This is a genomic window from Bacillus alkalisoli, from assembly GCF_002797415.1.
GTDB classification, from domain to species: domain Bacteria; phylum Bacillota; class Bacilli; order Bacillales; family Bacillaceae_I; genus Bacillus_CD; species Bacillus_CD alkalisoli.
The window spans coordinates 1,323,400-1,350,199 of record NZ_KZ454944.1; the positions used below are offsets into that span (position 1 = coordinate 1,323,400).

Below are 26,800 nucleotides of genomic sequence, written 5' to 3' on the forward strand. Positions count from 1 at the left end.
GCTCAAATAATAGCTTGAAACTCTCTCGTGAAAAATTAATCTTTTTCTTTAAGTTAAAAACATAATTTCGGTTCGTTTAATGAAAAACGAATTAATTGCCTGTTTTTAACGATAATCATGTTTGTTTATCTCGCTGTTTTTGATACCAAGGATGGTTAATAATTCGTTTTTCGTATAGTAGACATACAGTAAGAAGCGGACGCCATTGACTTAATAGTTAAATATGTATATATTTAAACACGTTAACTAATTATTTCATGTGATTAACTATTAATGAAAGAAAGTAATCTTCAAGAAAAAGGAGTAAATGAATGTTAGATCAAGAGAAGTTAATGCAATTCATTCAACGATATGAAAATGCCTTTATTACATCCGCACGTTTAATAGGCCCAAAAATCCAAGAAGCTTTTGGAGAAGAAATTACTGGTGATCAGTTTTTCGTACTTCAAATTTTAACGAAAGAAGAAAAGGTTACTTCCTCTCAGCTTGCAAAACTATTCAATGTAAAGCCAAGTGCCATTACAGCCATGATTGACAGAATGTACAAAAACGACCTTGTGTTAAGGAATAGAGATGAAAAAGACCGTCGAGTAGTTTTTATAGAGCTTTCGGAAAAAGGAAAAGAGATAAAGATAAAAGCAGAAAAAAAGCGTATGGAAATTATGAAAAAGTATTACGGAAGATTAGAAGAAAATGAGCTTTTAACACTTATAGAAACTACAGAAAAGCTAACGAGAATGATTCAAGAGGACTTAAAGGAGGACCCACAATAATGAAATTACCAAAATTAGCCGTCAAGCGCCCAGTGACGACCATTATGATGATGCTTTTAGTATTAATCATGGGATTTGTATCACTGTCAGGCTTAAAGCTTGATTTAATGCCAAATATTAATCCACCTGTCGTAGCAGTTATGACAACCTATCCAGGGGCAGGACCAGAAGAAGTAGCGGAAATGGTGACAAAACCGTTAGAAGACGTTATCGGAACAAGTGCAGGATTGAAAACATTACAATCGCGTAGTAGTTCCAATTCTTCTTTAATCATTGCTCAATATGATTGGGGAATGGATATGTCAGAAGTAAGGGAAGACTTAAGTTCCAGCCTAGGTTTGGTGCAGTTAGCCGATAGTGTTGGCCAGCCTATGATTGTGAAATTTGACCCTACGATGATGCCAATTTTACAGTTTGCTATTTCAAGTGGCGAAAGTATTGAAGGGTTACAAGAGTATGTTGACGATGTAGTCGTGCCTCAAATTCAAAGTGTGGACGGAGTCGCTAGTGTTTCGGTTGATGGTGGCTTTGAAGAAGAAATATCCGTTCAATTAAACGAAAGAAAATTAAAAGAATATAACTTAACTTCTCAACAAGTTATTCAACTAATTCAAGGAAATAATTTAACGTTCCCAGGTGGAGTCATTTCGGATGGAACGGAAAATTTAAACCTTCGAATTCTGGGGAAATTAGATACGATAGAATCACTAAAAGACCTTCCTGTTAGTATCGTTCCAGATGGAGAAAGCTTAGAGATTGTTACATTAAGTGATATAGCAGAAGTTGCAGAAACGAGAATAGAAGTATCTTCTGTAGCCCGTAATAATGGAAAAGATAGTTTACTAATTAGCGTTCAAAAAGAGGGTATCGCTAATACAGCTGAAGTGTCAAGAAATGTAAAAGACCGTTTAGATCAAATTAAGTCTAATAACAATGACATAACTTTTTCGATATCAAACGACCAAGGTCAAGTAATTGAGCAATCCGTATCAAATGTATCAAAAGCCTTAATGTTTGGTGGGTTATTTGCCATTATTGTTATTTTAGTTTTCTTACGATCGATACCAGCAACGATTATTGTTGGTATTGCAATCCCGCTCTCCATCGTTTCCACATTTGTTTTAATGTTTTTCTCAGGGATGACATTAAACATTATGTCTCTTGGTGGATTAGCACTAGGGGTCGGGATGCTTGTAGATAACGCAATTGTTGTTATTGAAAATGTGTATCGTCATTTATCGCTTGGTAAAACAAGAAAGCAAGCAGCAATCGACGGAGCATCAGAGGTTGGTGGAGCAGTAACGGCTTCCATGTTAACAACGTTATCTGTGTTTCTTCCTATAGTATTTGTAAGTGGATTAATTGGCGATTTATTTACAGAATTAGCCCTTACTGTATCATTTGCCCTTCTTTCTTCATGGATAGTAGCCTTAACGGTAGTGCCTGCATTAGCTGGACTATTATTAAAAGGAAAAAAAGTAAAAGAAAGAAAGCCATTCAAACTATACAATACTATCATTACGTGGGTTCTACGTAGAAGAGTCGTGACGTTATTAATTGCAACGTTAGTATTAATAGGTTCCATTGCCTTGGCACCGAAAATTGGTACGGAATTTATGCCAACGCAAGATGAAGGGATGTTTACCATAGATGTGGAGTTACCAGAAGGAGCATCTTTTGAACGTACGTTAGAAATAGTTGAAAAGATGGAGCAAGAGGCAGCGAAAATCTCAGAAATTGATGTATTAACTGCAACAATTGGAAATAGCGATCCGCTTATGGCTGCTGTTTTAGGTGGGGGAGCAAATAAAGCGAACTTAAATGTAAAACTTGTGCCAACAGCTGAAAGAAGTCAATCAACAGAAGATGTAATGAAAACTCTTCAAGAAAAAATTGGTCCATTAGATGAAGAAATAGCTGTAACGTTTAATATTACAAACTCTATGGAAGCTATGGGTGGAACGACAAATAAAATAGATTTATTAATTCTTGGCCCAGATGCAGAAGTGGTAGAAGAGTATACAAAAGAGTTAGAGACTCGTTTGTTAGATGAGGTAAAAGGTGTGACGGCAGTTTCTAATAGCTTACAAACTGGTAAACCTGAATACCAATATATTGTCGATAAAAAGGAAGCATTTAAATATGGTTTAACGACATACCAAGTAGCAACATTCGTCAACCAATCATTACAAGGTACCGTGGCAACTACTATTTTTGATAAAAATGTACGTGTCAAAGTAGCGGGAGTTTCCAATTCAAAGAAAGCGATTGAAAATTTAGTAATGACAACTCCAACGAACCAACAAGTGTCATTAAAAGAAATTGGGGAAGTTGTTCGTGGAGAAGGTCCAATTACGATTGTCCGTGAAAACCAAAACGACTCGGTTACTATAGAAGCAACATTTGAGGGCGAGTCTATGGGTACAGTAGTAACGGGTGTTCAAGCGACCATTAATAAAATGATTGACGACTTAAACATTGATACTGGTTTATACACTGTAAAAGCAGCTGGTGGCGCGGAGATGATGGAAGAGTCTTTTGCAAGCTTACTATTAGCGATGTTACTGGCGATTGTGTTTGTGTACATGGTAATGGCTAGTCAGTTTGAATCTATTGTTCAACCGTTCATTATTATGTTTACATTGCCACTTGCGATTACTGGTGTAATTTTAGGTCTCTTAATTACAGGGTACTCATTTGGTATAACCGCCTTTATAGGAATTATTATTCTTGTTGGGATTGTCGTTAATAATGCCATCGTGTTTATTGATTATACAAATAGATTACGTGAAACAGGCTTGTCTGTTAATGAAGCATTAGTGGAAGCAGGATCAACAAGGTTACGTCCAATTGTAATGACAGCATTAACTACGATGCTTGGGTTATTACCATTAGCAATTGGAGCTGGTGAAGGTGCTGAGATGCAAGCACCAATGGCAATTGCTGTAATCGGTGGATTGTTCTCGTCTACTTTATTAACTTTAGTTGTTATACCAGCAATTTATAGTTTAGTTGCGGGAGTTTCGAGTTTTGGAAAAAGAAAAGATCGAAAAAAAGTAAGTATTGATTTAGAGACTTCAAAATAATTAAGTATAGTATTGGAGAGACACGGGGGAGATTTTGCCCGTGTCTTTTTGTATGTTCGGTAATGGATGATGGGGGTAAACACTGTTTTTACGTTAAAAATGGAGATTGTAACAGAAAAGGGTTGAATGGAAACAGAAGAGATCGAGATTGAAACACAAATGGGTTGAATAGAAACAGAAGAGATCGAGATTGAAACACAACCGAGCCAAATTGAAACACAAGCAAGTCAAATTGAAATACAAGCCATCCATCGGGAATTACTATTTTGAGATTGAAACACAAATAGGTGGAATTGAAACAGAAAAGATCGAGATTGAAACACAAATGGGTTGAATGGAAACAGAAGAGGTAAAAATTGAAACACAACCAACCCAAATTGAAACACAAACAATCCCTTAATCTAATTCTGTCCCAAAAACTCTCTACTATATCCGCATTCGCCCTTACAAAACCCAACCTATTGCATATTTTATAAGTAAGATACCTATTAAACTACCAAAGGAGGTAAACAAATGTATCCTTATCAACCTTGGTGTCCACCTCCATGTAATCCATGTTGCCCACCACCATACCCAAGAAGATATGGCGGAGGCTGGCTATACGGAATAGTTGTAATACTATTCATCCTACTGCTACTTGGTGGCTGTAGTTATTATAAACACCATCACTATCGTAAATGTTAGGAAGCCTATGTTCTGCATAGGCTTTTTTTTTGATAACCATCATTTAATTCGACTTGCGAAATTTTCCACCCGCTAATTGTTTTGAATTTATAGAAAAATCGAACAAAAGAAGGTATAATGTAAAACGTATACTTATTAGGGGGTATCTTAATGACAACAAAAACGTATGAACAAACATGGGATTTAGACGTATTCTTTGAAGGTGGAAGTGATTCTGAAAGTTTTAAAGCATACATAGAAAAAATTGAAGTAGAACTAGCAGAATTTGAAGCATCAGTATCAAATTTCGAGCTTTCTAGATTAGGAGAAAGCTTAACGTTATATGAAAAAGTAATTAAGAAAATTGCTCAATCATCCGCATATGTTAACTGTTTGTTTGCAGCAAATGTTACAGATAAAAAGGCTGCTCAACTGCAAGGAAAAGTAGCTGAATTATATGCAAAGATGAATGTCCTATTAAACTCTTTAGAAGAGCATTTTATACACGTTAACGATCAAGAGTGGAAAGCATTCATTCAAGAGAGTGGTTTATCTGAATTAGAATACGTATTAACAGAGCGTAGAAGAAGAGCATCTGAAAAGTTACCTGCAGACCAAGAAAAACTAATCTCCTCTTTATCTGTTGACGGGTACCATGCTTGGGGCAAACTTTATAATTCATTAGTTGGCCGCATTAAGGTTTCAGTTAAAGATAATGGAGAAACGAAAGAACTTTCTGTCGGTCAAGCCTATAACAAGTTCTCAGATGGAGATAGAAATGTAAGAAAAGAAATTTTCGAACAATGGCAAAAAGCTTGGTTAAAAGAAACAGATACGTTTGCTGCTGCTTTAAATCATTTAGCTGGTTTTAGAATCCAAACGTATAACCAAAGAGGTTGGGATTCTATTTTAAAAGAACCACTTGAAAACAACCGCATGAAAGCTGAAACACTTGATACAATGTGGGAAGTTATCACGGATTATAAAGGGAAATTCACTGAGTATTTACAAAGAAAAGCAGAACTACTTGGAGTAGATAAATTAAGCTACTACGACGTTAATGCACCTATCACTTCAGAAGAAACAAAGCTTTCTTACCAAGAAGGTGCAGAGTTTATCTTAGAACAGTTTGCTAAATTTGGTCCGGAATTAACGAAGTTTACTGAAGTAGCCTTCGAAGACCGCTGGATTGAGGCAGAAGATAGAGCAGGTAAAGCACCAGGTGGATTCTGTACTGGGTTCATGGACTCAGGTCAATCACGTATTTTCATGACATACTCTGGTTCACTAACAAACGTTTCTACTCTAGCACATGAGTTAGGGCATGCATTCCATTCTTATGCAATGAAAGATGTACCTACATTAAACCGATTCTATTCAAGTAACGTAGCGGAAACCGCTTCAACTTTTGCAGAAATGATCGTTTCAGATGCAGCTGTTAAATATGCAAAAACAGATGAAGAAAAGTTGTCCTTATTAGAAGATAAAATTCAAAGAAGCGTTGCTTTCTATATGAACATTCATGCTCGTTTCTTATTTGAAACAAAATTCTATGAAGAGCGTAAAAAAGGATTAGTAAGTGTAGAACGATTAAACGAGCTAATGGTAGACGCACAAAAAGAAGCATATTGTGACCAATTAGGTGAATACGATCCAACATTCTGGGCTTCTAAAATGCACTTCTATATTACACAAGTGCCGTTCTATAACTTCCCATACACGTTTGGCTACTTATTCAGCCTAGGAATATACGCTCAAGCATTAGAAGAAGGAACAGCATATGAAGAGAAATACATCGCACTTCTAAAAGACACAGCAAGCATGACAGTTGAAGACTTAGCAATGAAACACTTGGGAGTTGACTTAACAAAACGAGACTTCTGGGAAAAAGCTGTACTAAAATCAGTAGAAGACGTAGAAGAATTTTTACAACTAACTTCAAAATAAAAAACACAAAAGCGATAGCCGACTCAAAGGCTATCGCTTTTAAATTAAATATATTATAGTGTAGTTCAAAATGAAATGATATAATACAAAAATAAAATGCTTTTGATTGCATTAATCATCAACCGTTTATACCACTTTATTCATTCGAAGAGAATAAAAATAAATAGATATAACTAATCCTAAAAATAGCATATTGAATTCCTGGAGGTTAATAATGTCACAAAAACTATATAGAACGATGATTGAATTAACAAATCATAAACTATCATCCAATATTATAAAAAACTTCTCGCAATCCAAACTAAGTAAATTAGTTGTCCCTTCCTTTGCGAAAACTTACAAAATAAATATTAAAGAAATGAAAGAGCCAATCCAATCATATCCTACGTTACAAAAGTTCTTCATTCGCACGCTAAAGCCTGGAGCTAGACCAATTGATCAAGCGAAAGACTCGGTTGTCAGTCCTGTAGATGCAGTATTAGAGAAGTTTGGGACTATCACAGACAATCTGGAGATGATTGTTAAGGAGAAAAAATACTCCATTCAAGACATGCTAGAAGATAAAAATGTGGCGGAGAAGTATATGGGTGGAACATTCATGCTATTATACTTAAGCCCTAGCCATTACCATAGAATTCATAGTCCGATTACAGGTGAAGTAGCGAACCAGTGGACATTAGGGAAGAATAAATCCTATCCTGTAAACCGTCTTGGTTTAAAGTATGGAAAAGACACCCTTTCTAAAAATTATCGAAAAGTGACAGAAATGGTTCACGACCAAAAACATGTGGCTATTGTGAAAGTAGGAGCTATGTTTGTAAACAGTATAGAACTTACACACGAAGGAACATCGTTAAAAAAAGGACAAGAAATGGCATATTTTAGTTTCGGATCAACAGTTATTCTTCTTTTTGAAAAAGATGCATTTACTATTGATAAAGACTTAACAGATAAGGCAGATGTTTTTGTAGGACAACGTATTGGAAAGTGGAATTAAATAAATGAAAAAAACAAGCCCTAATGTTAGGGCTTGTTCTGTTATGATGTAGCTTTAATTTTATGATTTAAGCTTCTGCGATTTATTTCAAGTTCGATTAATTGGATAAAATCAGAGCTCAATTGTAATTCTGTTGCTTTTACATAAGATTCAATTAACAGTTCATCAGATAAGTTCCTCATTTTGTAGGCTTGGCCCTACACCTCCTATTAACTGCGGTTTCTTTTCAAAAATTTGTTCTATAAGTTTAAACATTCGCATATAATGTGTAAGTTATGGTAGTTAGTACCATTATCCTAACATGTTTGAATAATTAGAACAACCGTTCTAGATATCCACACTTTCCAGTGGATAACTTGTGGGTATTTTGTTTATAATTACTAAAAACTCATATGGGACAAGTGTGTAAAATGTAGATAAACTTATCCACAGTGTTGAATTGACTTGGATTTTGTCGAAAACTTTTTAAATTATTTTTAAAATTTTCGTAAATTTATACTTGTTTTACTTACAAAAACACAGTTTTTTACATATATAACTTGGAAGTGAGAACATTTTTAGGTAAGATGTAAAAGTATGAAAATGCATCGGTTATTTTTTCAAAATTGGGGGAAACTATATTGTTAAAGTTATTTTTACCTGCAGAACATGCAAAAAGTGTTTTTGAGATAAAACCAGAAACGTTAGTAGATAAAGGAATTAAAGCTATTATTACCGATTTAGATAATACGTTAGTCGAATGGGACCGCCCTGAAGCAACGCCTAATTTAATCCAATGGTTTAAATCAATGCAAGATGCAGGGATTTTTGTCACGATTGTTTCTAATAATAATAAGAAACGTGTACAAGCATTTTCTGATCCGCTTGGCATTCCGTTTATTCATGAAGCAAGAAAGCCATTAAGGAGAGCATTTAGAAAAGCGATCAAAGAAATGAACGTCCAACCAAATGAAGTAGTGGTTATAGGTGATCAATTACTTACAGATGTTCTTGGAGGGAATCGCTTAGGGCTACATACTATTTTGGTTGTGCCAGTAGCACAAACAGATGGTTTCTTTACAAAATTTAACCGTAGAATGGAGCGTCGTATTCTTTCGTATATGAAGCGAAAAGGTATGATAACTTGGGAGGATTAAGATGCAAGAAAGAATAGATTGTGTAGGTTGTGGAGTAACAATTCAAACAGAAGATAAAGAAGGATTAGGGTATGCACCACCTTCTTCATTAGAAAAAGAAATGATTATTTGTCAAAGATGTTTCCGTTTAAAACATTACAATGAAATTCAAGATGTTTCCTTAACAGATGATGACTTTCTAAAAATATTGAACTCAATTGGTTCAACAGATGGTCTCGTTGTAAAAGTTGTAGACATTTTCGATTTTAACGGCAGCTGGTTGCCTGGTTTACATCGTTTCGTCGGAAACAACAAAGTTATATTAGTAGGTAATAAAGTAGATTTATTACCTAAGTCTGTGAAGCATACAAAAGTAATCAACTGGATGAAACAAGAAGCAAAACAACTTGGACTAAAACCAGAAGATGTATTTTTAATTAGTGCAGATAAAGGCTATGGTGTAAAGGAAGTAGCGGAAGCAATAGAACACTATCGTGACGGTCAAAACGTTTACGTTGTAGGATGTACAAATGTCGGTAAATCGACATTTATAAACCGTATTATTAAAGAGTTTACTGGAGAATCAGACGTTATTACTACATCTCAATTTCCAGGAACGACGCTAGATATGATTGATATTCCACTTGACAACGGTGCTTCTTTATTTGATACACCTGGAATCATTAATCATCATCAAATGGCTCATTTTGTAAATAAAAAAGATCTTAAAATTATTTCTCCTAAGAAAGAAATTAAACCGAAAGTATTCCAGTTAAACGAAGGACAAACGTTGTTTTTCGGTGGTTTAGCTAGAGTAGATTATGTATCAGGTGGAAGAAGAGCGTTAACCGCTTATGTGTCTAACGATATATATATTCACCGTACGAAGTTAGAAAATGCAGAGCAATTATACGCGGACCATGTTGGTGAAATGTTACACCCTCCTAGAGAAGATGAATTAGAAGGATTTCCTAAACTGGTGGCGCATGAATTTATGATTAAAGAAGCAAAAACCGATATTGTTATTTCGGGTCTTGGTTGGATAACGGTAAACGATCCTGGTGCTAAAATAGTTGCCCATGCTCCAAAGGGTGTAGGAGTTATGGTTAGAAAATCATTAATCTAATGGAGGTTGGCTCATGAAAAAGCTATTCGGTGTAATAGGGGATCCGATAGCACAATCGATGTCACCACAGATTCATAACGATGCATTTGAGCAACATAATATAGACGGTGTGTATCTCCCGTTCCATGTGGCGAAAGATGCCTTACAGACATCTGTAAAAGGATGGAGAGCCCTAGGGGGTTGTGGTTTTAATGTTACGATACCGCATAAAGTAAAGATTATGCAGTTTTTAGATGGTGTCGATCAAGATGCACAACAAATCGGGGCAGTAAACACCGTTGTAAATGAAAGTGGAAAGTTAGTTGGTTATAATACAGATGGTGCTGGTTTCGTGAAAGGACTAAAAGAAATTACCTCTTTTCACGAAAAAAATGTAGCGATTATTGGTGCAGGTGGAGCAGCTAGAGCAATTCTATATTCTTTGTCTAAAGAAAATGTTGAAGAGATAACGGTAGCTAATCGTACAGAAAGTAAAGCGTTGGAACTAATAAAATCCCTTCATCTAGAAACCTTAGCGAACGCAAGCTCCATATTACAGTTGGAAGAAACACTTAGCAAATATGATATTATCATAAATACAACGTCAGTTGGTATGTATCCTAATGAAGATGAAATGCCAATATCACTATCTTTTTTAAAGAAAAATTGTGTGGTTAGTGATATAATTTATAATCCGTTAGAAACAAAATTTTTAAAAGAAGCAAAAAAGCAAGGAGCCATAACACAAAATGGTGTTCCGATGTTTGTAAACCAGGCAGCGATAGCTTTTGAAATTTGGACAAATATAAAGCCTTGTAATACCAGGATGGAACAGATTGTTATGGAACATTTAGGAGGAAAAACATGTTAAAAGGTAAACAAAAACGTTTTTTACGCGCACAAGCTCATCATCTTGATCCGATTTTTCAAGTTGGTAAAGGCGGCGTAAATGAAAATATGATAAAACAAATTGCAGATGCATTAGAAGCTAGAGAGCTAATGAAGATTAGTATTTTGCAAAACTGTGACGAAGATCGTCATACAGTTGCAGAAGAATTAGCAACTGGTACTAAGGCAGAACTTGTTCAAGTTATTGGAAATACAATTGTACTTTACAAAGAATCAAGAGAAAACAAACGTATACAATTGCCAACTGTCCGTTAATAAAGGTATCACTACTAAAACGAAAAACGAGTTTTAACACGTTGATGGTAGATGATTATTAAAATATTAAGGACATATTCTGTGTTATGGTTACAAAAAAATTGTTTTTCCATTAAACGAATTGTATTTATGAATGAATAAATCTAATTTTAAGGGGGAATACGAAGGATGCGAAAAAAAATCGGCATTTTAGGTGGTACGTTTGATCCGCCACACATCGGTCATTTAATCATTGCAAATGAAGTGTTGCAACGTTTGTCCCTAGATGAAATCTGGTTTTTACCGAATCGTATTCCTCCACATAAGTTAGATAAATCAATTACGGCCACTAGTTCGAGAGTGGATATGATTAACCTTGCGATTGAGGATAATAATCATTTCACCATGAACTCCATTGAATTAGAACGAAGCGGCCCTTCTTTTACCTATGATACGATAGTAACCTTAAAAGAATTACACCCTACTGAGGATTTCTTTTTTATTATTGGTGCAGATATGGTGGAGTATTTACCGAAATGGCATCGAATCGATGAGTTGATGGAAATGGTTCAATTTGTAGGAGTGAAGCGTGCAGGATATCAGTTGCAAACACTTTACCCAGTTATTGAAGTTGATATACCGCAAATTGATATTTCATCGACTTTAATAAGAGAGAGACTAAGAAGTGGTTTGTCATTCCAGTATTTAGTTCCAGCAAAGGTACAGCGTTATATAGAGGAGAACAATCTATATGAATAAAGAAAAAGCATTAAGTGTTGTGAAAGAAGTGTTAACTGAAAAGAGATATTTACATACAATTGGCGTAATGGAAACAGCTGTGAAACTTGCTCAAAAGTATGGAGCGGATGAAAAGAAAGCAGAAACTGCTGCAATTTTTCATGATTATGCGAAATTCCGTCCGAAAGAAGAAATGAAACGAATTATTATCGAACAAAACATGCCACACGATTTGTTAGAGCATAACGACGAGCTTTGGCACGCTCCGGTTGGTGCTTATTTGGTAGAAGAAGAAGTAGGCATAAGCGATAAAGAAATACTTGATGCGATTAAGTGGCATACTTCGGGTAAAATAAATATGAGTAAGTTAGAAAAAATTGTATTTTTAGCCGACTATATTGAACCAGGCAGAGATTTTCCTGGAGTAGAAGAAGTTAGAAATATGGCAGAGATAGATCTTAATAGGGCTGTAGCTCAATCGCTACGGAACACTATCACATTTTTATTAGAGAGAAATCAACTTGTGTATCCAGATACACTTCATTCTTATAACTATATGATTACAGAGATTAAAGGAGGAAATAGAAATTGAACGAACTATTAAAAATTACAGCAAAAGCTGCAGATGATAAAAGAGCAGAAGATTTAGTAGCACTAGATATGAATGGGATTTCTTTAGTAGCAGATTATTTCTTCATTTGCCACGGTAATTCTGATAAGCAAGTACAAGCAATTGCAAAAGAAATGAAAGAGAAAGCAGAAGAGCAAGGAGTTACTGTTCGTCGTATGGAAGGTTACGATGAAGCTAGATGGATATTAGTGGACCTTGGAGATGTTATTGCACACGTGTTCCATCGTGATGAGCGTTCTTACTATAACTTAGAGCGTTTATGGGGAGATGCAGAGCGTGTCGATATTTATAAAGAGTTGATGTAAAGATGGCATACGGTAAATTTGCCAATATTTATGATGAACTAATGCAAGATATTCCCTATGACTTGTGGATTACCTTTGTTAAAGAGTTAAAAGAGCAAAGGAACATTGGGGTGGAATTCTCCATCTTGGATGTGGCTTGTGGTACAGGTGAGTTGTCTATACGTTTCGCAAAAGAGGGATGGGATGTAAAGGGTGTGGATCTTTCTGAAAGCATGCTCGCAGTCGCTTACGAAAAGTCTATGATTAACAATGTGTCTATCCCTTTTTACGAGCAAAATATGACCGAGCTTACAGGTTTTGAACCGCAAGATTGTGTGGGGATTTTTTGTGATTCGTTAAATTATTTACATACAGAAGAAGAAGTGATTCAAACCTTTCAGGCTGTTCATGAGACATTAAAAAATGGTGGATTATTTTTATTCGATGTTCATTCTATTTTTAAAATGAGTAGAGTTTTCATGAATGCAACTTTTACTTTAATGGATGACCATGTTTCGTATATTTGGAATTGTTACCCTGGAGAACATCCTAATAGCGTGGAGCATGATCTCTCATTTTTTGTACAAACAAACGAAGAATCAAATCTTTATGAACGCTTTGATGAAACGCATTATCAACGAACTTTTAGTAAAGATATATATGAAAAATGGCTAGAAGAAGCAGGTTTTCAGATAGAGGCGATATACGGAGATGAACCGTTTAATCCATACTTTGAGGAATGTGAACGAATCTTCTTTGTGGCAAAGAAAAAAGGGTGAACCTAATTGAATTAGGTCACCCTTTTTTGAAGGTTCTGTTAAGTACCACTGTTGATTGTAAGTGCAAGTCTTCGCTTTCCGCGGGCGGGCCGGGAGCCTCCTCGGCTTCGCCTGTGGGGTCTCCCGTTACCCGCTTCTCCCGCAGGAGTCTCCGTCTTGCACTACAATCAACAGCTAAAAGGTATCAAAATCACCATTATTCTTCCACACATCTTTTTGAAAAAAAATATTTGACGAATTTTGTTTTCTGTGTAAAATAAAAGTATAAATCTAATCGTCGAACTGTTCTGACACTTCGCGGATATCTTCGTTATATTTATCATGAGTTTTTTTGAAAAGGTAGTGAAACATGCTACCTAACTCAGATTCTAATACTTTAATACCTTCTCCAGTAACACCGCCTTTTACACAAACTTTCTCTTGTAATGTTGGCAAAGTGAAAATATTCTTTTCTAACAACTCACCCATTCCAATCATCATTTGACTAGCTAGCACAGTTGCTTGTTCTTTAGTGATCTCTGTCTCTGCCACAGCGGCATCAATAAACCTTTGTAAAAGATAACTAAAAAACGCAGGTCCACAACTCACAATATCCGAGGCTACTCGTGTAACATTGTCCTCTATTTCTACAGGCGTAGATATTTTTGAACATAAACTCCATAAATACTCTCTATAATGAGCAGATAAAGATTCGCCAAATGTTATAAGTGTAACTCCAGATAACGCTCTATTCGTAATGCTAGGAATTATTCTAGCTACTTGGCAGTTAACAATACTCGATAGTCGTTCTACGGAAACTGGACTGGTGATGGATATTAAACACTTAGAGCTACTTAATTCACTAGATACTTGGCGTAATAGGGGGTGAATGTCTAGTGGTTTAACGCATAAAAAGATTAAATCCGACTCATTAATTACTTCTTTGGCACTAAGTTTTACACTAATTTCATTGTATTTGTTTTTTAATAATATTGCTTTATTTAAATTTCTATTAGTAATGGTTATATTTTCAGGAGGTACTGCTTTCGACTCGATAAATGCATCAATTAGAACGTTCCCCATGTTCCCAGTACCGATAATTCCGATCTTCATCTGTTTCCCTCCTTTAGCAAAGATTTCTCTCGTACACTATATGAATCTAAACCAAAAATTATGAATAGGAAAGGAAGAATCTCTATGAAAGAACGCTTGTTAGAACAAAAATATGCCATTGTTATTAGTGTCATAGCCATTGCGATAATAGGCTATATGCAATGGACAAAAGATCACCCAACATTAGCAAGTGAAAGTAATTTAAGTTTACTTATGGAGCAGAACCTAGAGGAACAAGAAGATAATCAAGGTGGACAGGAAATAGCCCTTACAAATGAAAAACCCGAAGCGACGATATTTGTCGATGTGAAAGGTGCAGTTAAATATGAGGGAGTGTATCACTTATTAGAAGGCGAACGAATTATGGATGCGATTGAAAAAGCTGGAGGATTGGTTGAAGGAGCAGATCATAGAAAAATTAATTTTGCGGCAAAATTACAAGATCAAATGGTTGTCTTTATCCCTCTCGTTGGTGAAGAGGTGGACGCTAGTTCTTTGCTTATAAATAGCGGAGTTTCTGAAGAAAGTGGTAATAAAGATGGTAAAATTAATATAAATACAGCAACGGTAGAAGAGCTACAAAGCCTAGCTGGAATTGGACAAGCTAAGGCGAAGGCTATTGTTGCCTACAGAGAAGACAATGGTTATTTTAAATCATTGGAAGAACTAACAAATGTATCAGGAATAGGTCAGAAATCTTTAGAAAACATTCGAGATGAAATTACGGTTGGCAATTGACTCAACATGTACAAAGTAAGTAAACTAGTCGTATGAAAAACAGTATGTAAAAGGGGGAAGAAGATGTCTAGAATATCTTGGGATGAATATTTTATGGCTCAAAGTCATTTGTTAGCATTAAGAAGTACGTGTGAAAGGTTAGCTGTTGGTGCGACAATTGTACGTGATAAAAGAATTATCGCTGGTGGATACAACGGTTCCATTGCTGGTGGTGTTCATTGTATAGATGAAGGCTGTTACGTCATTGACAATCACTGTATAAGAACGATTCATGCAGAAATGAATGCGTTGCTGCAATGTGCAAAATTTGGTGTTCCAACTACAGATGCAGAAATTTATGTTACCCATTTCCCTTGTTTACAATGTTGTAAAGCTATTATTCAGGCTGGAATAAAAGTAGTTTATTATGCTATGGATTATAAAAACCATCCATATGCGATTCAACTTTTTGAACAAGCTGGTGTGAAGGTAGAACAAGTTAAAGGAAAAGAAAGTTTTGTACCGGATGAAGATAATGAGAAGTTAAAATTTATTACAGATATATTAGAAAAGTTAGAGAGAGCTGGAGCAGATGAAGACGAAATAAAGTCAATGTTCGAACGAGCGAATTCTTTATTTTCTGTAAAGGTGTAGCTTTTCTTGCAAAAAGGCACTTGTTTTTGGTTAGCAGTCGCAATGTGTATTGGAATAGCGCTAGCTGCTTTTTCTTTCCATATTGGGCTGCTACTACTAACAGTAATTTTTATATTATTTATCTATTCTCGTTTTCGCTCGTTACTGTTATGGATCCTTATCTTCACTTGTTTCTCAGCTTTATACTTTAGTCATACCGATAAAAATAATAAAACAGTCTACCATGACAAGGTGACAGATTTTTATGGTCATATCGTTTCACTAGTAGATATAGATGGGGATAAAATCTCGTTTGAAGTGATAACGATGGAGAAAGAAAAATTAATTGTAAATTACTTTTTGAAAAATGAAAGGGATAAAGTAAATGCAGAAAGTGTTTTGTATCCTGGTGCTTTTTGTCACTTTCAAGGTGAATTTAACCCCCCACCTCTACCGACTAATCCACACATGTTTGACTACAAAAAACATCTCTATGAAAGAAAAATACATTGGATAATTACGTTAAACAATGCCCCTATAAACTGTATAAAAGATTACAAAACGAATATCTTTATGGACTTGCAAAAGCATCGCCAAGAGGGAATCCGGCTGATTTTGGATAACACCCATCCAACTGTTCAGAGTTTTTTAATAGCACTAGTATTTGGAGAGAGAAGGTATATCGATGAGGAGGTTATTAACGCCTATCAAAAGCTAGGTTTAATTCACCTTTTAGCGATATCTGGATTGCATGTCGGTGTGCTATGTACAACTTTGTTCTTTTTGGGAATAAGAGTTGGATTAACGAAAGAGTCAATGTACAAAGTATTACTAATGTTTTTACCAATATACATACACCTGGCCGGGGGAGCACCTTCTGTATGGAGAGCATCCATTATGTCTTTTATCGTTATCTTATTGTTAATTCAAAACAAAAAGATAGCAGGGATAGATGTAATTGGAATGGCATGTACTATTTTGTTGTTTCTTAACCCATATTATTTATTCCACGTAGGTTTTCAACTGTCGTTTGCAGTAAGTGCATTCTTAATCTTATCTCATAAAATAATTCAGCGAACTAACTCGTATGTGCTTCAACTTTTTTTCGTATCTATTATTGCGCAATTGGCATCCTTTCCAATTATCATCTACCACTTTTATGAAATATCTATTTGGAGTATTTTCTTAAATGTTGTGTATGTACCTTTCTTTTCTTTGTTTGTTTTACCTTGTGCGTTAATGCTTTATATTTCGTTAAAATTTTTTCCTGTTCTTTATCCTATATTAGAGACAGTACTTCAATATCCACTCGCGTTTTTTAATTACATTGCCATTCAGTTTGCGGAAATTCCGATTGGACATTTTCTATTCGGAAAGCCCTCTATTTTAATAATGCTATTTTATTACATCACATTTATCTTTTTTTGCATTGCCGTTGAATTGCAACGGAAGAAGTTAATTCATTTTTCTATTGTATTCATTTTGTTGTTGCTTTTTTATCACTGGAATTCGCCACTATTCAATAAATATGGACAAGTAACGATGATCGATATTGGTCAGGGAGATGCTATTTTTATTCAACTTCCTTTCGGTAAAGGAAATTATTTAATCGATACAGGGGGAATACCTTCTATTCCTAGAGAAGAGTGGAGAAAAAGAAGAAAAGAATTTAATAATGGAGAAGGTGTTTTAGTACAAGTTTTAAAGGGGAATGGCATAAGAAAACTTGATAAATTAATTCTCACACACGGCCATTATGACCACGTAGGAAATGTAGAGATGTTATTGAAAAATATAGACGTGAAGAATATTTTAGTCCCTCCAGAGTTCGGGCAAGATGAATTTGAAAAAAATATTTTAGAGCTTGTAAGGAACAAGGGGATAGAAGTGAATTTTGTAAGGGAAGGAGATCGTTGGAGAAATGCTAATTTCGAATTTCTAATTTTATATCCATCTAAAAAGCATGAGGACAAAAACGACCAATCCATTGTACTTTTGACGCGTCTGGGTGGTTTAACTTGGTTGTTTACAGGAGATTTAGAACAACAAGGAGAGATGGATTTGCTGTCCTTATATCCAAATATTACTGCTGATGTGTTAAAAGTAGGCCACCACGGTAGTAATACTTCGACGACCGAAGCATTCTTGGCAAAGTTAAATCCTTCTTTCGCTTTGATTCCAGTAGGCACTAACAATCGCTTTGGTCATCCGCATCCCGAAGTGATACGTAGATTAGAAAGTAGGGGAGTCCAAATTTATCGAACGGATGAAAATGGGGCGATTGTCTATAGATTTTCTAATAAGTATGGAACCTTTTCGCCAACGTTACCATAGTATACATTATGAAAAAAGAGACTGCGTGAAGGCAGTCTCTTTTACCTAGCAAGTAGAAACTTGTAAGGTTAGTACCCTATTTTGTTTCACAACGGGTATATGGAATTGTTAGACCGGCTATGTATCCCGGTATTATGATCCTAAGAAATGAATAACCGTAGCCATAACAAAAATCGTTGCGAAAAACCCGAAGGATACGACAAAGCCGACAGCAGAGTCTACTGCATCGTTACGTTTACTTTGGACGCTTTTTTCAAATTCGTTCATAAGTATCCCTCCTTTTCACTCAATAGTATAAGCGAAAATGCAAAAAAAATCTACATGACAATTTTTAGATTTCCACCTTTAGCAAGAGTTGTCACAAATAGTTCAGAAAGATTCGGATAACCTAATATTACATCAGGCCGATGGTTTAATCGTTAACGAGTAAGTATCCTGGGGCTTATTGGTTAACGTTTATATAAAATGGGGGTTGCGTTTCTAATCGATTGAGATGTAACCCCCTCTGAAATACATAATAGTGAAAGATATTTACTACCTGAGTAAATATCTTTTCTTGTTTTCTTCACGGTTTCTAGTTACGATTAGATTAGTGAGTGAATTTTGTATACGTTTCGTTTAGTGAAAAACGAGTAGTTTATGAAACGCTCACTATTAAGGAAAACAAGTGGGAGTAAAAATATGTTATTAAATGCAATCAAAAAGTTAAAATCACAAAATTTTGCCCAAACATACTTATTATTAGGTACAGAAAATTTCTTATTAAAAGAAATGAAAACCGCTATTGTTGAGCATGTCATTGAAGAACACGAGCATGATTTCAACCTATCAACATACGATTTAGAAGAAACTCCAATAGAAGTGGCAATTGAAGATGCAGAAACGTTGCCTTTTATAGGGGAACGACGAGTTGTCATCGTAACTAATCCTTTTTTTCTTACTGGAGAAAAGTCGAAAAGCAAAGTGGAGCACAACACAGATAGATTTTTAGCGTATATACAACAACCGGCTCCCTACACGATTTTTGTAATTCTGGCTCCATATGCTAAATTAGATGAACGTAAAAAAATTGTTAAAACATTAAAAAATCAGTCTGAAATTTTTGAAGCGCAAACATTAGAAGAAAAAGACTTATTACAATGGATGTCTCATCGTGCCAAACAATATAGTGTTACACTATCTCCAAACGCTGGGGAAGAGTTATTGAAGATTGCAGGTGTGCACTTAGCTGTTCTTGCGCAAGAGATCGATAAAATGGCCATGTACATCGGACCTGGTGGCGGAGAAATTACGCTAGAAATAGTACAGAAATTGGCTGCCAAAACAATGGAACACAATATTTTTGAGTTAATCGAAAAAATTGTCCACCGAAAAATCGATCAAGCACTGGAAGTTTTTTATGAACTATTAAGAAATAATGAAGAGCCAATTAAAATTTTAGCGTTAATGACAGCCCAATTCCGCTTAATTTACCAAGTGAAAAACTTAAGCGAACAAGGATACAGTCAGCAAAAAATGGCCGGAACATTAAAAGTACACCCTTATCGTGTAAAATTAGCCGCTGGCCAAGCGAGATATTTCAAAGACAAAGAGCTCATGTCCCTTATGGACGGACTAGCAGAAGCCGACTACTCCATGAAAAGCGGTAAAATAGACAAAGTCCTAGCGGTAGAATTGTTATTATTAAAAATAGCTAACGTAAAATAAAAAAGTGGTATGACTTTTATTAATTTAGAGTCATACCACTTTTTTGTAATGCTATTTCTCCCGCTTACATTATCAAGACCAGTTTAGCTGTTGGAAAAGGGCAAAGTAGTTAGTAATTAGAGAGGTTAAGACCAATTTTGGATGTGAAAGATTAGAAATTGTCCATAAAAGAGAAATTAAGACCACCTTCAAAGGAGAAAGAGTGGAAAATGTCCATAAAAATGAGATTAAGACCAACTTCAAAGGAGAAAGAGAAGGAAATGTCCATAAAGTGAAATTAAGACCATCTTCAAAGGAGAAAGAGAAGGAAATGTCCATATAAAAGAAATCAAAATCATTTTATAAGGAAAAGATTAAGAAATGGTTATTTTAGGTTTTATGACCAAAACCAAAGTGCGAGAATCGTCATCGGTGTCATCTGAAAAATAAAAAACGACCCTAAGCGGATCGTTCTTCATTATGCTGTAGCTACGTTAAGTTTCTTCGCTAAGCGAGATTTTTGACGGTTAGCTGCATTTTTGTGGATTAATCCAGATTGAGCAGCCTTGTCTAAACGTTTTGCAGCTTCTAAGTATGCAGTTTTTGCACCTTCCACATCGTTGTTAGCAACGAATGCTTCTACTTTCTTCACCGCTGTACGCATTGCAGACTTAACTGTTGCGTTTTGAGCACGACGCTTCTCTGTAGTTTTTACACGTTTGATAGCAGATTTAATGTTTGGCATGTATTTCACCTCCATACGTTCTATAACGATCGAGATTATGTTAACTCGATTTATTTACTTATGAGAACAAGTGATATTTTATCAAAATGGACAAGAATATGCAATAGCAAGTCAAGGTAATTTTCTTGAAAGATAAAAATAAATTTACTTAGTCCAACTCTTAAAGTGTGACTTCAAAAGAAAAACAAATGCATGAATAAGGCAAATTTAGGAAACGATAACATTAAAATTTACATAGAGGGGATGGGAACATTCATGAATGAACCTTCCATTGATTTAAGTAAATATGCTATTCGAACAGACTTAGCTGTTGAAGCTGGACAAATGGCTTTAGAAAAACATAATAAAACAGCTCAGCAACCTGCAACATCATTAGAGGGAATCGTTGTTAAGGAAAGAGAAAGTAAAGGAGTTAAGATCACAAACGTTAACATAACCGAAAAAGGTGCGGAAATGACTGGGAAAAAACCAGGAAACTACCTGACGCTAGAAGTGCAAGGTATTCGCCAACAAGATACAGAACTGCAACAAAAAGTAGAAGAAGTTTTTGCTTATGAGTTTAATAAATTCATGGAACAGCTAAATATCCAAAAAGATGCAAGTTGCCTAGTTGTTGGATTAGGTAACTGGAATGTGACACCAGATGCATTAGGGCCAGTTGTTTGTGAAAATTTACTAATTACAAGACATTTGTTTTCTTTACAGCCAGAAGCTGTACAGGATGGCTTTAGATCTGTTAGTTCAATTGTTCCAGGAGTAATGGGGTTAACGGGAATTGAAACGAGCGACATTATTTTCGGTGTCGTAGAAAAGTCAAAACCAGATTTTGTCATAGCTATTGATGCACTGGCAGCACGTTCCATTGAGCGTGTTAACTCTACTATTCAAATTTCTGACACGGGAATTCACCCTGGTTCAGGTGTAGGTAATAAACGAAAAGAAATTAGTAAAGAAACATTAGGAATTCCAGTTATAGCTATTGGTATTCCAACTGTTGTCGATGCTGTTTCGATGGCAAGTGACACGATTGATTTTATATTAAAGCATTTCGGTAGAGAAATGAAAGAAGGCAATCGTCCTTCTCGCGCACTAGCTCCAGCAGGATTGACATTCGGTGAAAAAAGAGTTCTAACAGATGAGGACTTACCTTCAGAAGAGCATCGTCAAAACTTTTTAGGTGTTATAGGAAATTTAGAAGAAGAAGAAAAACGAAAGCTTATTCACGAAGTTCTTTCTCCATTGGGCCATAATCTAATGGTAACGCCAAAAGAAGTAGATGACTTTATTGAAGACATGGCCAATGTTATCGCTAGCGGCTTAAACGCAGCACTTCATGGTGAAGTGGACCAAGATAACGTTGGAGCGTATACACATTAGTTTAAAGTGACTAGTGGTTAGTAGCAAGCTTCTCAGGCATTTGTGAACCACTAATGGCTAACTGCTAATCACTAACCACTAGATTGGACAAGTTGTTCTAATCCTTTTTCTTGTTGCATACATATAGTAGCAACAGATGTAGAAAGGGTGAGAACAACTGCCATGAAAGGCTACCGCACGTCGAACGTCATCGTATCATTCAATGGGACAAGCATAAAAAAAACAATCGTAGCAATAATCGCAGCATTCATCTTCATATTTGCGGTATCAGGTTTGTTAACTTCACTAAAGCCAGAATATAGAATTACATTCTCAGCAGTAAACGAGTTTTCAAAGCGTTTTTCTGGTGAGTCACTTTTATTTATTTTTGGATATGAAAATGCTTATTTTACACAAGGTATGTCAGCGGAAATTAAAAAGCCAAACTATGGTGCAGCCCTGTTTGAGTTGACAACTAGCTTGAATTTAGACGATCCAAGAAGCTTAATTCGAAATGAAATACCTGGATTCCGCCAGTTCGATAGTGAAATTTTAATTGCTGGAGACGGAACTAACTATACAGACATTTCGATTGAATCACCTCCACCATATGAAGTGTTAATGGGGGAAAGGGAAGCAGCAATAGTAAATCTTGACGATATAGAATCGGATAAAGAAGATAATGAATCAACACCTCCTCCACTTTCAACTGGAGATAAAAAAGTAGTTTATATATATAACTCTCATAACTATGAATCATTTTTGCCGTACCTAGACGGGGTGGAAAATCCTGACGATGCTCAACATTCAAAAGTAAATGTAATGCGTTTAGGTGAGAGGTTAAAGGATGAATTGGAATTAAGAGGTGTGGGCTCTCACTTTGAAACAACAGATATTATGGCAATGTTAAAAGAAAACAGATGGCTATATCCACAGTCTTACAGAGCATCTAGAAAAGTTAAGGAAGCGGCAATTCAATCTAATCGTGATTTAAACTATTTTATAGATATTCATCGTGATGGAACTAGAAGAGACTCAACAACGACGAATATAAACGGGGAAGACTATGCAAAGATAATGTTCGTTATTGGTACAAACCATAACGGCTGGGAAAAGAACTTAAAAATTGTAGAACAATTAGATGCTCTCTTAAAAGAAAAATACCCAGGAATAAGCAGAGGGGCACGCCGTCAAGGTGGAGCAGGTAATAACGGAGTGTACAACCAAGATCTATCCGAACAATCTATCCTTATTGAAATTGGTGGTGTCGACAACACTTTTGAAGAAATGTATCGCACAGTAGAAGCATTTGCCGATGTATTTAGCGAATTCTACTGGCAAGCAGAAAAAGTAGACAGTAAACCACAAGGAAGTGGTCAGTAACTATTATGAAAAGAGGTGCTAAAAGTATGATGAAAAGGTTTATGTTGAAATGTACATTCATTGCATTTGTTCTATTTCTTGGAGTGCTTTTCGGCATGCAACAAGCAAATGTCGGAATGCAGAAAATGAAAGGATATGACGACCCGGCGTTTTCTGGATCAGCTTTTCATGTAGCAAGTGAAGAAGGATTCAAAAGTACATTGCACGGAACTAATGTAACAAGCCAAGATATAAGAGAAAAACAAAAAAAATTAGAAGAAATTAAAACATTTAATGCCTTTTCTTCTATGGGAAAAAAATTAGCTGGCAGTGTGTCGGATATGGTTGATAAAGCAATAAAAGATACAACTGATAAGGTAGAAGAAAAAATCACGAATATAAATAGTAAGGAAGAGGGTAGCTGAAAAGCTACTCTTTTTAAATTAGGAAAATGGTTAAAGAGGCTAGTTTACTTTGCTTACTTATAAATTTCATTGAATCTTCACACCCTAATTGCTATAATGAGAAATAGTGTACTTTGCCGAAAATTGTAGGAGTGAAAGTAATGAATAATGAAAAAAGATTAAAGCGTCAGTCCAATATCCGTAACTTTTCGATTATTGCCCATATTGACCATGGGAAATCAACGTTAGCTGACCGTATTTTAGAAAAAACATCTGCGTTAGCACAACGTGAAATGAAAAATCAGTTGTTAGACTCAATGGATTTAGAGCGTGAGCGTGGAATTACAATTAAACTGAACGCAGTCCAATTAAAATATAAAGCAAAAAATGGAGAAGAATATACCTTCCACCTTATTGATACCCCAGGGCATGTAGACTTTACATACGAAGTATCTCGAAGCCTAGCAGCTTGTGAAGGTGCAATTCTCGTAGTCGACGCAGCACAGGGTATCGAAGCACAAACGTTGGCGAACGTTTATCTTGCTTTAGATAATGATCTAGAAATCATGCCTGTAATCAATAAAATCGACTTACCAAGTGCAGAACCCGAGCGAGTTCGTCAGGAAATTGAAGATGTAATTGGCTTAGATGCATCCGATGCTGTTCTTGCAAGTGCAAAAGCTGGAATTGGTATTGAAGAGATTCTGGAGCAAGTTGTAGTAAAAATTCCTGCACCAGAGGGTGACCCTGAAGCACCATTAAAAGCGTTAATATTCGACTCTTTATTCGATCCATACCGTGGAGTTGTTGCATACATTCGTGTCGTGGACGGTACAGTTAAAGTTGGCGATAAAATTAGAATGATGGCAACTGGTAAAGAATTCGAAGTGAATGAAGTAGGAGTATTCACTCCTAAGTCACTTATGCTTGACGAGTTAACGGTTGGGGACGTAGGGTTTTTAACAGCGTCCATTAAAAATGTTGGAGATACACGTGTAGGTGATACAATCACAAACGCAAAAAATGGAGCAACAGAGCCGTTACCAGGTTACCGTAAATTAAACCCGATGGTATTCTGTGGACTATACCCAATCGATTCTGCGAAATTCAATGACTTACGTGATGCCTTAGAAAAATTGGAATTAAATGATTCTGCTCTACAATACGAGCCTGAAACATCGCAAGCATTAGGATTTGGATTCCGCTGTGGTTTCTTAGGACTACTTCACATGGAAATCATCCAAGAGCGTATTGAGCGTGAATTCAATATCGACTTAATTACTACGGCACCTTCCGTAATATATAACGTATTTTTAACAGATGGTTCAGAGCTTAGAGTAGACAACCCGTCTAACATGCCAAACCCTCAATCTATTGATAGAGTAGAAGAGCCATACGTGAAAGCAACGATCATGGTACCAAACGATTATGTTGGTGCAGTAATGGAGCTTTGCCAAGACAAGCGTGGAAACTTCATAGACATGACGTACCTAGACGATATTCGTGTAAGTGTGGTCTATCATATACCACTCGCAGAAATTGTATATGATTTCTTTGATCAGCTTAAATCGAGCACAAAAGGATATGCTTCTTTTGACTATGAGTTAATTGGATACAAGCCTTCTCACTTAGTGAAGATGGATATTTTATTGAATACTGAACAAGTGGATGCATTGAGCTTTATCGTGCATAGAGATTCTGCATATGAACGTGGGAAGATTATCGTTGAAAAACTAAAAGAACTTATTCCGAGACAACAATTCGAAGTGCCGATTCAAGCGACTATCGGGCAAAAAGTTGTTGCGCGTTCAACCATTAAAGCAATGCGTAAAAACGTACTTGCAAAATGTTACGGTGGAGATATTTCTCGTAAACGTAAACTTCTTGATAAACAAAAAGAAGGAAAAAAGCGTATGAAATCTGTAGGATCTGTAGAAGTACCGCAAGAAGCATTCATGGCAGTACTGAAAATGGACGATACCAACAGTAAAAAATAGAAAACATACCGCAGAATTTCTGCGGTTTTTTCTATATCAACCAATGAAAGTGTGAAAAGAATGCCTAAATCAGCATACTTACATATTCCGTTTTGTCACCATATTTGTCATTACTGTGACTTCAATAAAGTTTTCTTGAAAAATCAGCCAGTAGACGAATACTTAACCTATATGGAAAGAGAAATGGCAAATACGATGCAAAAGTTCCCTGCAAAAGAGCTTGATACCATTTTTGTTGGTGGCGGAACACCGACAGCGTTATCTGTCTCACAATTAGAAGTGTTTCTAACTTCTATTGAAAAACAACTGCCATTCAGCAAAAATAACGTAGAATACACATTTGAAGCAAATCCAGGCGAACTGTCTTTAGAAAAACTACAACTATTAAAACAATTCGGAGTTAATCGTCTTAGCTTTGGAGTGCAAAGTTTTAACGATGACTTGCTTAAGTTCATCGGTCGATCTCACCGTAAACAAGATGTTTACCGCACATTAGAATTGGCGAAACAAGCAGGATTTACGAATATTAGTATTGATCTCATTTATAGCCTCCCTAACCAGACAGTAGAAGACTTTAAAGAAACGCTAAAAGAAGCTTTGTCACTAGAGATGAATCACTATTCCGCATACTCGTTAATAATTGAACCGAAAACAGTATTCTATAACCTAATGAACAAAGGGAAACTACCTCTTCCTACACAAGACGATGAAGCTATGATGTATGATGTGCTCCTTAATGAAATGGAAAAACATAACATTGTTCAATACGAAATTAGTAATTTTGCAAAGCCAGGCTTTGAAAGTAAACATAACTTAACGTATTGGAATAACAATGAATATTACGGCTTTGGTGCAGGGGCTCATAGTTATGTTGATGGTGTAAGACGTTCAAATTTTGGTCCATTAAAAAAATACATGGATCAAATAAACGAAACAAACTTCCCTTACAATAATGAACAAAAAGTAACAAAACTAGAACAAATGGAAGAAGAATTGTTTTTAGGATTAAGAAAATCGGATGGTGTATCTATCTCACTTTTTGAAAAAAAATATAACGATTCGATTTTTACTATTTTTGAAAATCCAATAAAAGAGAACTTAAACAAAAGGTACTTAGAGCGAAATAGCGATAATATTTACTTAACAAGAGAAGGTAAGTTTTTAGGGAACGAAGTATTTCAATCTTTCCTTTTCGTATAATTTCCGTTCCTTT

At 35.7% G+C, this 26,800-nt stretch carries 27 protein-coding genes; 23 read left to right on the forward strand and 4 right to left on the reverse strand.

The annotated features are described in order from the left end of the window. Nucleotides 1-311: 311 nt before the first annotated feature. From CDZ89_RS06345 to CDZ89_RS06360, 6 genes are all read left to right on the forward strand, one after another. Nucleotides 312-773 (forward strand): MarR family winged helix-turn-helix transcriptional regulator, encoded by a 462-nt coding sequence (locus tag CDZ89_RS06345; protein WP_096153308.1) that lies wholly within the window; start codon nt 312-314, stop codon nt 771-773. Then, nucleotides 773-3,859, forward strand: coding sequence for an efflux RND transporter permease subunit (locus tag CDZ89_RS06350; RefSeq protein ID WP_096153309.1), 3,087 nt, complete (start codon nt 773-775; stop codon nt 3,857-3,859). Before CDZ89_RS06345 ends, CDZ89_RS06350 begins: the two co-directional genes overlap by 1 nt. Nucleotides 3,860-4,049: 190 nt before the next feature. Continuing rightward, nucleotides 4,050-4,193 (forward strand): hypothetical protein, encoded by a 144-nt coding sequence (locus CDZ89_RS19570; protein WP_157842686.1) that lies wholly within the window; start codon nt 4,050-4,052, stop codon nt 4,191-4,193. 179 nt (nt 4,194-4,372) lie between these two features. Further along, nucleotides 4,373-4,543, forward strand: a complete 171-nt coding sequence (locus tag CDZ89_RS19895; RefSeq protein ID WP_176483688.1) for a hypothetical protein — start codon at nt 4,373-4,375, stop codon at nt 4,541-4,543. Between the two features lie 150 nt (nt 4,544-4,693). Next, on the forward strand, nt 4,694-6,469 hold the full coding sequence (locus CDZ89_RS06355; protein ID WP_096153310.1) for a M3 family oligoendopeptidase: 1,776 nt from the start codon (nt 4,694-4,696) through the stop codon (nt 6,467-6,469). 214 nt (nt 6,470-6,683) lie between these two features. Then, nucleotides 6,684-7,466: a phosphatidylserine decarboxylase gene (locus CDZ89_RS06360; protein WP_100333388.1), complete on the forward strand. Its 783-nt coding sequence runs from the start codon at nt 6,684-6,686 to the stop codon at nt 7,464-7,466. 41 nt (nt 7,467-7,507) lie between these two features. On the opposite strand, the gene sda is transcribed toward CDZ89_RS06360, so the two are convergent. Then, nucleotides 7,508-7,648 carry a sporulation histidine kinase inhibitor Sda gene (gene sda, locus CDZ89_RS06365; protein WP_096153312.1) on the reverse strand — a complete coding sequence of 47 codons (141 nt, stop codon included), beginning with the start codon at nt 7,646-7,648 and terminating at the stop codon, nt 7,508-7,510. Nucleotides 7,649-8,086: 438 nt separating this feature from the next. Here sda and CDZ89_RS06370 point away from each other — a divergent pair, with 438 nt between their 5' ends. From CDZ89_RS06370 to CDZ89_RS06405, 8 genes are all read left to right on the forward strand, one after another. Beyond that, on the forward strand, nt 8,087-8,602 hold the full coding sequence (locus CDZ89_RS06370; protein ID WP_096153313.1) for a YqeG family HAD IIIA-type phosphatase: 516 nt from the start codon (nt 8,087-8,089) through the stop codon (nt 8,600-8,602). Nucleotide 8,603: 1 nt separating this feature from the next. Next, entirely contained in the window at nt 8,604-9,707 is a 1,104-nt protein-coding gene (gene yqeH / locus CDZ89_RS06375; RefSeq protein ID WP_100333389.1) for a ribosome biogenesis GTPase YqeH, read from the forward strand. A gap of 13 nt (nt 9,708-9,720) precedes the next feature. Next, complete coding sequence (gene aroE / locus CDZ89_RS06380) at nt 9,721-10,557, forward strand: shikimate dehydrogenase (RefSeq protein ID WP_100333390.1); 837 nt, start codon at nt 9,721-9,723, stop codon at nt 10,555-10,557. Next, on the forward strand, nt 10,551-10,850 hold the full coding sequence (gene yhbY / locus CDZ89_RS06385) for a ribosome assembly RNA-binding protein YhbY (RefSeq protein ID WP_100333391.1): 300 nt from the start codon (nt 10,551-10,553) through the stop codon (nt 10,848-10,850). Before aroE ends, yhbY begins: the two co-directional genes overlap by 7 nt. A 168-nt stretch (nt 10,851-11,018) precedes the next feature. Then, nucleotides 11,019-11,588 (forward strand): nicotinate-nucleotide adenylyltransferase, encoded by a 570-nt coding sequence (locus CDZ89_RS06390; RefSeq protein WP_100333392.1) that lies wholly within the window; start codon nt 11,019-11,021, stop codon nt 11,586-11,588. After that, entirely contained in the window at nt 11,581-12,159 is a 579-nt protein-coding gene (yqeK, locus tag CDZ89_RS06395; protein ID WP_100333393.1) for a bis(5'-nucleosyl)-tetraphosphatase (symmetrical) YqeK, read from the forward strand. Before CDZ89_RS06390 ends, yqeK begins: the two co-directional genes overlap by 8 nt. Continuing rightward, on the forward strand, nt 12,156-12,503 hold the full coding sequence (gene rsfS / locus CDZ89_RS06400; RefSeq protein WP_096153319.1) for a ribosome silencing factor: 348 nt from the start codon (nt 12,156-12,158) through the stop codon (nt 12,501-12,503). The genes yqeK and rsfS overlap by 4 nt, the downstream gene beginning before the upstream one ends. Nucleotides 12,504-12,505: 2 nt before the next feature. Further along, nucleotides 12,506-13,261, forward strand: coding sequence for a class I SAM-dependent DNA methyltransferase (locus tag CDZ89_RS06405; RefSeq protein WP_100333394.1), 756 nt, complete (start codon nt 12,506-12,508; stop codon nt 13,259-13,261). Between the two features lie 270 nt (nt 13,262-13,531). Here CDZ89_RS06405 and comER read toward each other — a convergent pair whose 3' ends face one another. Beyond that, nucleotides 13,532-14,353: a late competence protein ComER gene (gene comER / locus CDZ89_RS06410; RefSeq protein ID WP_096153321.1), complete on the reverse strand. Its 822-nt coding sequence runs from the start codon at nt 14,351-14,353 to the stop codon at nt 13,532-13,534. 84 nt (nt 14,354-14,437) lie between these two features. Here comER and CDZ89_RS06415 point away from each other — a divergent pair, with 84 nt between their 5' ends. From CDZ89_RS06415 to CDZ89_RS06425, 3 genes are all read left to right on the forward strand, one after another. After that, complete coding sequence (locus CDZ89_RS06415) at nt 14,438-15,091, forward strand: helix-hairpin-helix domain-containing protein (protein WP_176483689.1); 654 nt, start codon at nt 14,438-14,440, stop codon at nt 15,089-15,091. Nucleotides 15,092-15,154: 63 nt separating this feature from the next. Further along, nucleotides 15,155-15,724: a ComE operon protein 2 gene (locus tag CDZ89_RS06420; RefSeq protein WP_096153323.1), complete on the forward strand. Its 570-nt coding sequence runs from the start codon at nt 15,155-15,157 to the stop codon at nt 15,722-15,724. Between the two features lie 6 nt (nt 15,725-15,730). Beyond that, nucleotides 15,731-18,037: a DNA internalization-related competence protein ComEC/Rec2 gene (locus CDZ89_RS06425; RefSeq protein ID WP_100333395.1), complete on the forward strand. Its 2,307-nt coding sequence runs from the start codon at nt 15,731-15,733 to the stop codon at nt 18,035-18,037. Between the two features lie 132 nt (nt 18,038-18,169). Here CDZ89_RS06425 and CDZ89_RS06430 read toward each other — a convergent pair whose 3' ends face one another. After that, nucleotides 18,170-18,304: a YqzM family protein gene (locus tag CDZ89_RS06430; RefSeq protein WP_096153325.1), complete on the reverse strand. Its 135-nt coding sequence runs from the start codon at nt 18,302-18,304 to the stop codon at nt 18,170-18,172. A 414-nt stretch (nt 18,305-18,718) separates the two neighbouring features. Here CDZ89_RS06430 and holA point away from each other — a divergent pair, with 414 nt between their 5' ends. Next, a complete protein-coding gene (holA, locus tag CDZ89_RS06435; protein ID WP_100333396.1) occupies nt 18,719-19,744 on the forward strand; it encodes a DNA polymerase III subunit delta in 1,026 nt (341 codons plus the stop codon). 457 nt (nt 19,745-20,201) lie between these two features. Here the strand turns inward: holA and rpsT are convergent, their stop codons facing one another. Then, a complete protein-coding gene (gene rpsT, locus CDZ89_RS06440) occupies nt 20,202-20,468 on the reverse strand; it encodes a 30S ribosomal protein S20 (protein ID WP_096153328.1) in 267 nt (88 codons plus the stop codon). Between the two features lie 255 nt (nt 20,469-20,723). On the opposite strand from rpsT, the gene gpr reads away from it, so the two are divergent. The 5 genes from gpr to hemW all read left to right on the forward strand — a co-directional run bounded on the left by gpr (nt 20,724) and on the right by hemW (nt 26,787). Continuing rightward, nucleotides 20,724-21,845 (forward strand): GPR endopeptidase, encoded by a 1,122-nt coding sequence (gene gpr / locus CDZ89_RS06445; RefSeq protein ID WP_096153329.1) that lies wholly within the window; start codon nt 20,724-20,726, stop codon nt 21,843-21,845. A gap of 162 nt (nt 21,846-22,007) precedes the next feature. Next, entirely contained in the window at nt 22,008-23,207 is a 1,200-nt protein-coding gene (spoIIP, locus tag CDZ89_RS06450) for a stage II sporulation protein P (protein WP_100333397.1), read from the forward strand. A 26-nt stretch (nt 23,208-23,233) separates the two neighbouring features. Beyond that, nucleotides 23,234-23,611: a DUF3679 domain-containing protein gene (locus CDZ89_RS06455; RefSeq protein WP_227521449.1), complete on the forward strand. Its 378-nt coding sequence runs from the start codon at nt 23,234-23,236 to the stop codon at nt 23,609-23,611. A gap of 140 nt (nt 23,612-23,751) precedes the next feature. Beyond that, nucleotides 23,752-25,587, forward strand: coding sequence for a translation elongation factor 4 (gene lepA / locus CDZ89_RS06460; RefSeq protein ID WP_100333398.1), 1,836 nt, complete (start codon nt 23,752-23,754; stop codon nt 25,585-25,587). A gap of 60 nt (nt 25,588-25,647) precedes the next feature. Next, complete coding sequence (gene hemW, locus CDZ89_RS06465) at nt 25,648-26,787, forward strand: radical SAM family heme chaperone HemW (protein WP_096153332.1); 1,140 nt, start codon at nt 25,648-25,650, stop codon at nt 26,785-26,787. Nucleotides 26,788-26,800: the final 13 nt, after the last annotated feature.

What these genes read in the sequence shown, in the direction of transcription:
- hemW (WP_096153332.1), top strand. Translation starts at nt 25,648, where the DNA reads ATGCCTAAATCAGCATACTTACATATTCCGTTTTGTCACCATATTTGT.
- aroE (WP_100333390.1), top strand. Translation starts at nt 9,721, where the DNA reads ATGAAAAAGCTATTCGGTGTAATAGGGGATCCGATAGCACAATCGATG.
- CDZ89_RS06390 (WP_100333392.1), top strand. Translation starts at nt 11,019, where the DNA reads ATGCGAAAAAAAATCGGCATTTTAGGTGGTACGTTTGATCCGCCACAC.
- CDZ89_RS06360 (WP_100333388.1), top strand. Translation starts at nt 6,684, where the DNA reads ATGTCACAAAAACTATATAGAACGATGATTGAATTAACAAATCATAAA.
- yqeH (WP_100333389.1), top strand. Translation starts at nt 8,604, where the DNA reads ATGCAAGAAAGAATAGATTGTGTAGGTTGTGGAGTAACAATTCAAACA.
- CDZ89_RS06345 (WP_096153308.1), top strand. Translation starts at nt 312, where the DNA reads ATGTTAGATCAAGAGAAGTTAATGCAATTCATTCAACGATATGAAAAT.
- sda (WP_096153312.1), bottom strand. Translation starts at nt 7,648, where the DNA reads ATGAGGAACTTATCTGATGAACTGTTAATTGAATCTTATGTAAAAGCA.
- spoIIP (WP_100333397.1), top strand. Translation starts at nt 22,008, where the DNA reads ATGAAAGGCTACCGCACGTCGAACGTCATCGTATCATTCAATGGGACA.
- CDZ89_RS06455 (WP_227521449.1), top strand. Translation starts at nt 23,234, where the DNA reads ATGATGAAAAGGTTTATGTTGAAATGTACATTCATTGCATTTGTTCTA.
- rpsT (WP_096153328.1), bottom strand. Translation starts at nt 20,468, where the DNA reads ATGCCAAACATTAAATCTGCTATCAAACGTGTAAAAACTACAGAGAAG.
- CDZ89_RS06355 (WP_096153310.1), top strand. Translation starts at nt 4,694, where the DNA reads ATGACAACAAAAACGTATGAACAAACATGGGATTTAGACGTATTCTTT.
- CDZ89_RS06415 (WP_176483689.1), top strand. Translation starts at nt 14,438, where the DNA reads ATGAAAGAACGCTTGTTAGAACAAAAATATGCCATTGTTATTAGTGTC.
- CDZ89_RS06405 (WP_100333394.1), top strand. Translation starts at nt 12,506, where the DNA reads ATGGCATACGGTAAATTTGCCAATATTTATGATGAACTAATGCAAGAT.
- holA (WP_100333396.1), top strand. Translation starts at nt 18,719, where the DNA reads ATGTTATTAAATGCAATCAAAAAGTTAAAATCACAAAATTTTGCCCAA.
- gpr (WP_096153329.1), top strand. Translation starts at nt 20,724, where the DNA reads ATGAATGAACCTTCCATTGATTTAAGTAAATATGCTATTCGAACAGAC.
- CDZ89_RS06350 (WP_096153309.1), top strand. Translation starts at nt 773, where the DNA reads ATGAAATTACCAAAATTAGCCGTCAAGCGCCCAGTGACGACCATTATG.
- CDZ89_RS06430 (WP_096153325.1), bottom strand. Translation starts at nt 18,304, where the DNA reads ATGAACGAATTTGAAAAAAGCGTCCAAAGTAAACGTAACGATGCAGTA.
- comER (WP_096153321.1), bottom strand. Translation starts at nt 14,353, where the DNA reads ATGAAGATCGGAATTATCGGTACTGGGAACATGGGGAACGTTCTAATT.
- CDZ89_RS19895 (WP_176483688.1), top strand. Translation starts at nt 4,373, where the DNA reads ATGTATCCTTATCAACCTTGGTGTCCACCTCCATGTAATCCATGTTGC.
- CDZ89_RS06420 (WP_096153323.1), top strand. Translation starts at nt 15,155, where the DNA reads ATGTCTAGAATATCTTGGGATGAATATTTTATGGCTCAAAGTCATTTG.
- yqeK (WP_100333393.1), top strand. Translation starts at nt 11,581, where the DNA reads ATGAATAAAGAAAAAGCATTAAGTGTTGTGAAAGAAGTGTTAACTGAA.
- lepA (WP_100333398.1), top strand. Translation starts at nt 23,752, where the DNA reads ATGAATAATGAAAAAAGATTAAAGCGTCAGTCCAATATCCGTAACTTT.
- yhbY (WP_100333391.1), top strand. Translation starts at nt 10,551, where the DNA reads ATGTTAAAAGGTAAACAAAAACGTTTTTTACGCGCACAAGCTCATCAT.